The sequence below is a fragment of the Kitasatospora putterlickiae genome (assembly GCF_039527695.1).
Classification (GTDB): Bacteria; Actinomycetota; Actinomycetes; order Streptomycetales; family Streptomycetaceae; genus Kitasatospora; species Kitasatospora putterlickiae.
Map to the genome: position 1 here is coordinate 20,072 of NZ_BAAAKJ010000014.1, position 8,401 is coordinate 28,472.

The following is an 8,401-nucleotide window of genomic DNA, read 5'->3' on the forward strand; positions in this document are numbered from 1 at the left end:
GACGGGGGTTTGAAGACGGACCCTAGGAGTGGCCGAGCACCGCCAGCAGGGTGCCGAGCAGCAGGAACGGTCCCAGCGGCACCTCCCGGCCGCGCACCGGACGGCGCCGCACCAGGGCGGTCAGCAGCACGCCGACCGACCAGAGCCCGGCCAGCAGCACGGAGCAGGCCAGGCCGGCGAAGGCCGCCGACCAGCCGTACCGGCCGAGCAGCGCGCCGAGGCCGAGCGCCAGCACGGTGTCCCCCGCGCCCACCAGCCCCAGCTGGACCGGGACTTCGAACAGCACCGCGGCGGCCAGCGCCACCAGCAGGCAGCGCGGCAGCGCCCCCGGGGCGCCCTCGGCCAGTTGCACCGCGGTCAGCAGCACCGCGAGGCCCGCCGCCAGCGTCCAGGTGAGCGGGTAGGGCAGCCGGTGCACCCGGGCGTCGGTGAAGCCGAGCACCACGCCGGGCCCGGCCAGCCAGAGCAGCAGCAGCGCGTCCGCCGGGTGCGCGGCGGCGAGCGCGGCGGCGGCCGCGGCGGCGGTGACCGCCTCCACCCGCCAGGGACCGGGGCCGAGACCGGTCCGGCAGCCCGGGCACCGCCCGGTGGGCGGCAGGCCGCGCAGCTCCCGCGCGCAGGACGGGCAGGCCAGGCACCACGGTTCGTCCTCCGGCACGGCGTACCGCACCACCAGGCCGCGCAGCGCCGGTGCCACCAGCAGCCCGGCCAGTACCGCTCCCAGCGCGCTCGCGATCACGGCCCGCCCCTCCTCGCGTCGGACACCGGCGCACCACGACACCGGGGCGCCGCACAGCAGTGTGCCGTCCGTCTCGTTCCGGACGGCACCCCGCCCATGGTTCCTCGTCTTCGGCGGGGTTGCGAACACCCGGCCGCCGATCCGGAAGGCGGGCGAGGGCATCCGCCTCTCGATCGAAGGAGTAGCGGAACACCGGCGTCCGGGTGGTCCGGCGGGCCGTCCGCCGCACGCGCCCAACCGGCCGTTCGTGCCCCTAAAGTAGGCAGGCATGCAGGTCATCCAGTCCAGCAAGCTCGCCAATGTCTGCTACGACATCCGCGGTCCGGTGCTCGATGAGGCGATGCGGCTGGAGGAGCAGGGCCACCGCATCCTGAAGCTCAACACCGGCAATCCCGCCCTGTTCGGCTTCGACGCGCCGCCCGAGATCCTCCAGGACATCCTGCGCAACCTCTCCACCGCGCACGGCTACGGCGACTCCAAGGGCCTGCTCTCCGCGCGCCGCGCCGTGGTGATGCACTACGAGGAGCGCGGTCTGGACGGCCTGACGGTCGAGGACGTCTTCCTCGGCAACGGCGTCTCCGAGCTGATCCAGCTGGCGATGACCGCGCTGCTGAACGACGGCGACGAGGTGCTCGTCCCGGCCCCGGACTACCCGCTGTGGACGGCGTCCGTCTCGCTGGCCGGCGGCACCGCCGTGCACTACCGCTGCGACGAGCAGTCCGAGTGGTACCCGGACCTCGCCGACATCGAGGCCAGGATCACCGACCGGACCAGGGCGCTGGTGGTGATCAACCCCAACAACCCGACCGGCGCGGTCTATCCGCGCGAGGTGCTGGAGGGGCTGGTCGGGATCGCCCGGCGGCACCGGCTGGTGATCTACGCGGACGAGATCTACGACAAGATCCTCTACGACGACGCCGAGCACATCCCGCTGGCCAGCCTGGCCCCGGACCTCTTCTGCGTCACCTTCAACGGCATGTCCAAGTCCTACCGGGTGGCGGGCTTCCGCTCCGGCTGGATGGTGCTCTCCGGCGACCGCACCCGGGCCCGCAGCTACGTCGAGGGCCTGACCGTGCTGGCCTCGATGCGGCTCTGCGCCAACATGCCGGCCCAGCACGCGGTGGCCGCGGCGCTCGGCGGGCGGCAGTCGATCAAGGACCTGATCCTGCCCGGCGGCCGGCTGCTGGAGTCCCGGGACGCCGCGTTCCGGCTGCTCAACGAGATCCCCGGGGTCAGCTGCGTGAAGCCGAAGGGCGCGCTGTACGCCTTCCCCCGGCTGGACCCCAAGGTCTTCAAGATCAAGGACGACGCCCGGATGGTGCTCGACCTGCTGCGCGCCGAGCGGATCCTGCTGGTCCAGGGCACCGGCTTCAACTGGCCCGAGCCGGACCACTTCCGGCTGGTCACCCTGCCGCGCGCGGAGGAGATCACCGACGCGGTCACCCGGATCGGCACCTTCCTCGGCGGCTACGCCCAGCCGTAGCCGCGTCCTCGCCAGAACGCTACGGCCGGAGTCCCGGTCCGGGCGATCTCCTTGGTCGGGGAAAGATCGTCCGTCGGGGCTCCGGCCGTCCTGTCGCTTGCCGGTGCGCGGTTCGTGCGGCGCACCGGCATCTCTACCGCTCCTGCTGAGGCTCAGGCTCAGCCGAGGCGGGCGACCAGGTCTCGGTACTCGTCCCACAGCGCGGTGGGCGTGTGCTCACCGAACAGCTCCAGGTGGGCCGGGACGAGCGCGGCCTCCTGACGCCAGATGTCGGCGTCGACGGTGAAGAGCAGGTCGAGGTCCTCCTTCGACAGCTCCAGGCCGTCCAGGTCGAAGCCCTCGACGGTCGGCAGCACGCCGATCGGGGTCTCGACGCCCTCGCCGGTGCCCTTCAGGCGCTCGACGACCCACTTCAGCACGCGGCTGTTCTCGCCGTAGCCCGGCCAGACGAACTTGCCGTCGGCGTTCTTGCGGAACCAGTTGACGTAGTAGATCTTCGGCAGCTTGCCGGCGTCCGCCTGGGCGCCGACCTTCAGCCAGTGGGCGAAGTAGTCGCCCATGTTGTAGCCGCAGAACGGCAGCATCGCGAACGGGTCGCGGCGCAGCTCGCCGACGGTGCCCTCGGCGGCGGCGGTCTTCTCGGAGGCGATGTTGGCGCCGAGGAAGACGCCGTGCTGCCAGTTGAAGGACTCCGTCACCAGCGGGACGGCGGTGGCCCGGCGGCCGCCGAACAGGATCGCCGAGATCGGCACGCCCGCCGGGTCCTCCCACTCGGGGGCGATGGTCGGGCACTGCGCGGCCGGGACGGCGAAGCGGGCGTTCGGGTGGGCGGCCGGGGACCCGGACTCCGGCGTCCAGTCGTCGCCGCGCCAGTCGGTCAGGTGGGCCGGCTTCTCGTCGGTGAGGCCCTCCCACCAGACGTCGCCGTCGTCGGTGAGCGCGACGTTGGTGAAGACGGTGTTGCCCCAGAGGGTGTCGATCGCGTTGGCGTTGGTGTCCACGCCGGTGCCGGGGGCGACGCCGAAGAAGCCCGCCTCGGGGTTGATCGCGTACAGGCGGCCGTCGGCGCCGAAGCGCATCCAGGCGATGTCGTCGCCGATCGTCTCGACCTTCCAGCCCGGGATGGTGGGCTGGAGCATCGCCAGGTTGGTCTTGCCGCAGGCGGACGGGAAGGCGGCCGCGACGTACGTGGGCTCGGCCTCGCCCGCGGGGCCCGCCGGCGGGGTGAGCTTCAGGATGAGCATGTGCTCGGCCAGCCAGCCCTCGTCGCGGGCCATGGTCGAGGCGATGCGCAGCGCGTAGCACTTCTTGCCGAGCAGGGCGTTGCCGCCGTAGCCGGAGCCGAAGGACCAGATCTCCCGGCTCTCCGGGAAGTGCGAGATGTACTTGGTGCTGCTGCACGGCCACGGCACGTCCGCCTCGCCCTCGGCGAGCGGGGCGCCGACGGTGTGCACGGCCTTGACGAAGTCGCCGTCCTCACCGAGCTGGTCCAGCACGGCCTGGCCCATGCGGGTCATCACGCGCATCGACACGGCGACGTAGGCGGAGTCGGTGATCTCGACGCCGTAGGCGGCCAGCGGGGAGCCGACCGGGCCCATCGAGAACGGCACGACGTACATGGTGCGGCCCTTCATGGCGCCGCGGAACAGGCCCTGCTCGCCCTGGAAGATCTCGCGCATCTCGGCGGGAGCCTTCCAGTGGTTGGTCGGGCCGGCGTCCTTCTCCTGCTCGGAGCAGATGAAGGTGCGGTCCTCCACACGCGCCACGTCGGAGGGGTCCGAGGCGGCGTAGTAGGAGTTGGGTCGCTTCTCCTCGTTGAGCTTCTTGAAAGTGCCCTGGGCGACGAGCAGGTCCGCGAGGCGCTGGTACTCCTCCTCGGAACCGTCGCACCATTCGACGCGGTCCGGCTGGGTGAGCTCCGCGATCTCGTTCACCCACGCCAGCAGACGCTGGTGGCGGGTGGGCGCGGCGCTGAGAGCAGCCGAGTTCTCGTTCGACACGATCGCTCCGTTTCACGCCATCCCGGCGGGGAGACGGCGTAGCGGGGGTTGAGGGTGCTTGCAGCGTAGCTCTGGCACCCCTGCCGGATCACGGCACAACGGCAGAATTGACGCATCTTTTACTACAGTACGGATGATTACTGATCAGTAGAGAGGCGAGTCCGGCACCTTCGGAGGGCGGTGGACCCCCCTTCCAATGCTCCAAAACGTCCAAGTCGTGATGAGCGCCACTTCCTACGACCCAGTAACCTACGGACCCGTAGGTAGCGGTAACATGCCGCCCATGACTGCTGAGCTCCTGACGAGCACGGAGCGTGCCGAGAGCAAGCCGAAGTGGCGCGGCTGGCTGCACGCCGGAATGTTCCCCGCCACGGTCGCCGCCGGGATCGTGCTGATCTGCCTGGCCGAACCGGGGCCCGAGAGGATCGCGTGCGCGATCTACTCCGTCAGCGCGTGGCTGCTCTTCGGGGTCAGCGCGGTCTACCACCGCTTCCACTGGGGCCCGCGCGGCGACGCGATCCTGCGCCGGCTGGACCACGCGAACATCTTCCTGATCATCGCGGGGACCTACACCCCGTTCACCATCCTGCTGCTGGACGGTGCCGCCCGGCAGGTGCTGCTCTGGGCGGTCTGGGGCGGCGCGCTGGCGGGAATAGCCTTCCGGGTCTTCTGGGTCGGCGCGCCGCGCTGGCTCTACACGCCGGTGTACCTCGCGCTGGGCTGGGCCGCCGCGTTCTTCCTGCCGGACTTCCTGCGCGCCGGCGGCGTCGCGGTCCTGGTCCTGATGATCGTCGGCGGCGTGCTCTACAGCATCGGCGGCGTGGTGTACGGGCTCAAGCGGCCGAACCCGTCACCGCGCTGGTTCGGCTTCCACGAGGTCTTCCACGCCTTCACCCTCGGGGCCTTCATCACCCAGTACGTCGGGGTGTCACTGGTGGCCTACAGCACGGCCGGCTGAGCCCGGCGCCCCGTGACGGGCGGTCGTCCGGTCGTGCGACCGGGCGGCCGCCCGTTCCGCCGTCCACTCCCGGGCCGGGCGCTCGAACGCCCGGTCGTGCGGCGTCCGCTCATGTGCCGCCCGCTCGTACGGCGCGCGGTCGTGCGTCGGGTGGTCGCGGGGCGGGCGGTCGCGGGGCGGGTGGTCGTGGGGCGCGCCGTCCTGGGGCGCGCGGTCGTACGCCGGGTCGTGCCGGCGCTCGCGCGGCCGGTCGAGGCGCTCGTGGGGCCGCGGGTCGCGGACCGGCCGCCCCGCCCGCCGCGCGTCGATCGCCTCCCGGGCCCGGCGGCAGCGCTCGCAGTGCGCGGCGTCCACCAGGCCGCCGGCCGTCCGGTGCCCGCGCGACGCCGACCGGCGGTCCGGCTCCGGCGCCTGATGGAGCAGCCGCCAGCGCCGCCCCACGTAGACCATCAGCAGCAGCACCTCGATCCCGGCGACCACCAGCACCAGCGCGGCGCCGTTGATCAGATAGGCCGCGACCACGGCCAGCGCCGAGCCCACCACCACCGCGGCACCCCAGATCTGGGCACCCGACTCCCGAACGGCCATTGACGGCTTCTCCTTCCTGCGCCGGGCTCGTGGTCGGCCCCTGCCGCCCCACCCCTTCTCCGCTCTCGGCACGCGCCGGCCCGCACTGACCGACGGCCACATGGTATCTACCGACAGTCACCCGCAACCGCCGGAAAGGGGCGAACGACAGATCAACGTTGCGTCAATTCCCCGTGCGGAACGCGCACTTCCAGGACACATGACGGAGCGTGACGAGCCGCCGGAACCGGTCGGGAATTGACGGTGGGCATCTTTTAGGAGTTACTGTCATTTGACAGAGACTCCCTTTCGCAGGTCTCCGGAGGTTTCCCGTGCCCACTCCGCCCGTCGGCCAGGCGGCCCCGCCCGGCCCGGATCCACGGCGCTGGCTCGCGCTCATCGCGGTCGCGCTGAGCGTTCTGGTGATCAGCCTCGACATGACGGTCCTGAACGTGGCCCTGCCCACCCTGGCCTCCCAGCTCCAGGCCACCACCGGTCAGCAGCAGTGGATCGTCGACTCCTACACCGTGGTCTTCGCCGCCGTGATGCTCCCGGCCGGGCTGATCGGCGACCGCTTCGGCCGCCGTCTCACCCTCACCCTGGGCCTCGCCATGTTCGGCCTCGCCTCGGCGGCCGGCATGCTCGCCGACAGCCCGGCCACGCTGATCGCCGCCCGCGCCGCGATGGGCCTGGCCGGGGCGCTGGTGATGCCGATGTCCATGGCGGTGATCCCGGGGCTCTTCCCGGCCACCGAGCAGCGGCGCGCCACCGCGATCCTGGCCGCGGCGCTGGCCGTCGGCACCCCGCTCGGCCCGCTGATCGGCGGCTTCATCCTCCAGCACTACTGGTGGGGCGCGATCTTCGCGATCAACCTGCCGCTGGTGGCGATCGGCATCACCGCCTGCGTCCTCCTGCTGCCGGAGACCCGCAACCCCGCCGCGCCCCGGATCGACCTGCCCGCCACCGTGCTCGGCGCCGGCGGGCTGGCCGCGCTCACCTACGGCATCATCGAGAGCCCCGAGCGCGGCTGGACCGACCCGCTGGTGCTCGGCACCGTCGGCGGCGCGCTGATCGCGCTCACCCTGCTCGTCCTGCGCAGCCGGCGGCAGCGCGACCCGATGCTCGACCTCTCGCTGCTCGCCGACGGCGCCTTCCGCTGGTCGACGGTGGCCGCCACGCTGGTGTCGCTGGTCCTGTTCGGCGCGTTCTTCGTGCTCCCGCTGTACTTCCAGAGCGTCCAGGGCGCGGACGCCTTCGGCACCGGTCTGCGGATGATGCCGATGATGCTCGGCCTGATGGTGGCCGCCCGGCTCAGCGACCGGCTGGTGACCAGGACCAGTCCCCGGACGGTGGTCGTGCTGGGGCTCGGTCTGCTGGCCGGCGCCCTGCTCATCGGCTCCCGGACGTCGGTCTCCGACGGCTACGGCCTCGCCGCCGTCTGGCTCACCCTGCTCGGCGTCGGCATGGGCCTGTCCCTCATCACCGCGCAGGCCTCCGCCCTGCTCACGCTGCCGCCCGCCCGGGCCGGCGTCGGGGTCGGCCTGATGCAGACCTTCCGCCAGGTCGGCGGGGCGATCGGGGTCGCCGTCTTCGGCAGCCTGCTCGCCAACACCTACCGGGGCGCGCTGGACACCGGCGGGCTGCCGGCGGACGCGGCCGAGCAGGCCGGCCGGTCGGTGGTCGCCGCCGACGCGGTCGCCGCCGCCACCGGCCACCCGGCGCTGGCCGCCTCCGCGCACGGCGCCTACGTGCACGGGATGACGGTGGTGCTGCTGGTCTCCGGGGCGATCGCGGTGCTGTCGGCGGTCCTGGTCGCGCTGCGGATGCCGGCCGTCGAGCCGGCCGGACCGCCCACCGGGCCCACCGCCGGGCCCACCGCGGTGCCCGCGACGGATCACGGATAATCGAAGGCATGAGCACAACGCGGCCGGCGACGGCGCCTCCGGCGGGACCTGGCGATCCGATCCAGGCGATGCTGGAGGCGCCGTTGTCGCTGCGCGAGCGCAAGAAGCTGAAGACCCGCCAGACGATCCGGCGCGAGGCGTACCGGCTGATCGCCGAACAGGGGTACGAGAACACCACGGTGGACCAGATTGCGGCCGCCGCCGAGGTCTCCCCCTCCACCTTCTTCCGGTACTTCGCCACCAAGGAGGACCTCGTCCTCACCGACGAGTACGATCCGGCGATGATCGAGGCGCTGCTCGCCAGGCCCTCCGACGAATCGTTCCTGCGCTCCTGCCGGGAGGCCCTCACCGAGCTGGTCCGGCACCTGCTGGAGCACGATCGCGAGGAACTGGTGGTCCGGATGCGGCTGATCAAGGACGTCCCGGCGCTGCGCTCCCGGATCTTCGACGCCACCAGCCCCCCGCAGCGGCTCTACCTCGCCGTGCTGACCCGGCGGGCCGGCGTCCAGGAGCCCACCTTCGCGATGCGGATCACCGCCGCCGCGCTCGCCGCGGCCACCGCCGAGGCCGTGCTGCAGTGGGCCGAGGCCGGCGGCGCCGAGGACTTCGCCGACCTGATCGACCGCACCTTCGCGATCCTGGAGGACGGGTTCACCAGTCTTTAGGACGCGTGCGTGACGGCGGGGCCCGGTCGCCGCACCGGACCCCGCCGCCCCGCCCACCGGCCTACCGGCCGGCCGTCTGCCGGCC

Annotated in this window: 7 protein-coding genes; 4 read left to right on the forward strand and 3 right to left on the reverse strand. The window is 72.4% G+C overall.

Going from position 1 to position 8,401, the window contains the following annotated elements:
• Window positions 1-22: 22 nt before the first annotated feature.
• Complete coding sequence (locus ABD308_RS01365; protein ID WP_344324174.1) at window positions 23-739, reverse strand: prepilin peptidase; 717 nt, start codon at window positions 737-739, stop codon at window positions 23-25.
• Between the two features lie 268 nt (window positions 740-1,007).
• On the opposite strand from ABD308_RS01365, the gene ABD308_RS01370 reads away from it, so the two are divergent.
• Window positions 1,008-2,222 carry a pyridoxal phosphate-dependent aminotransferase gene (locus ABD308_RS01370; RefSeq protein WP_344324177.1) on the forward strand — a complete coding sequence of 405 codons (1,215 nt, stop codon included), beginning with the start codon at window positions 1,008-1,010 and terminating at the stop codon, window positions 2,220-2,222.
• A 158-nt stretch (window positions 2,223-2,380) separates the two neighbouring features.
• On the opposite strand, the gene ABD308_RS01375 is transcribed toward ABD308_RS01370, so the two are convergent.
• Entirely contained in the window at window positions 2,381-4,222 is a 1,842-nt protein-coding gene (locus ABD308_RS01375) for a phosphoenolpyruvate carboxykinase (GTP) (RefSeq protein WP_344324180.1), read from the reverse strand.
• Window positions 4,223-4,496: 274 nt separating this feature from the next.
• Between ABD308_RS01375 and trhA the strand changes: the two genes are divergently transcribed.
• Window positions 4,497-5,180, forward strand: a complete 684-nt coding sequence (gene trhA, locus ABD308_RS01380) for a PAQR family membrane homeostasis protein TrhA (protein ID WP_344324183.1) — start codon at window positions 4,497-4,499, stop codon at window positions 5,178-5,180.
• Here the strand turns inward: trhA and ABD308_RS01385 are convergent.
• Complete coding sequence (locus ABD308_RS01385; RefSeq protein ID WP_344324186.1) at window positions 5,151-5,768, reverse strand: hypothetical protein; 618 nt, start codon at window positions 5,766-5,768, stop codon at window positions 5,151-5,153. The two genes, trhA and ABD308_RS01385, sit on opposite strands and share 30 nt — an antisense overlap.
• A 311-nt stretch (window positions 5,769-6,079) precedes the next feature.
• On the opposite strand from ABD308_RS01385, the gene ABD308_RS01390 reads away from it, so the two are divergent.
• Window positions 6,080-7,651, forward strand: a complete 1,572-nt coding sequence (locus ABD308_RS01390; protein ID WP_344324189.1) for an MFS transporter — start codon at window positions 6,080-6,082, stop codon at window positions 7,649-7,651.
• An 8-nt stretch (window positions 7,652-7,659) separates the two neighbouring features.
• Complete coding sequence (locus ABD308_RS01395) at window positions 7,660-8,316, forward strand: TetR family transcriptional regulator (RefSeq protein WP_344324192.1); 657 nt, start codon at window positions 7,660-7,662, stop codon at window positions 8,314-8,316.
• The last annotated feature ends 85 nt before the right edge of the window (window positions 8,317-8,401 follow it).